This is a genomic window from Klebsiella sp. K47 (assembly GCF_051858335.1).
GTDB classification, from domain to species: Bacteria; Pseudomonadota; Gammaproteobacteria; order Enterobacterales; family Enterobacteriaceae; genus Klebsiella; species Klebsiella pneumoniae.
In genome coordinates this window covers 1-230 of record NZ_JBPYUI010000332.1, presented here as the reverse complement: position 1 = coordinate 230, position 230 = coordinate 1, and the positions used below count along the sequence as shown (strand labels likewise).

Genomic DNA, 230 nt, shown 5'->3' with positions numbered 1-230 from the left:
ATCTACCTGAAGCTGGCCGACCAGGCCAACTCGTACCTGCTCGAATCGGTGCAGGGCGGCGAGAAATGGGGCCGTTACTCGATGATCGGCCTGCCCTCGAGGACGGTGATGCGGGTGCACGGCTATCACGTCAGCATCCTGCAGGACGGTGTCGAGGTTGAACGCCACGATGTCGAAGACCCGCTGGCCTTTGTCGAGACGTTCAAGGAGCGCTACAAGGTCGCCGACAT

The 230-nt window shown here is 61.3% G+C and carries 1 protein-coding gene; it reads left to right on the top strand.

Annotated features, from left to right (window positions below; translation table 11 throughout):
* The coding region (locus RRF55_RS28260) for a hypothetical protein (protein WP_439419334.1) at nucleotides 1-230 on the top strand (230 nt) is incomplete at both ends.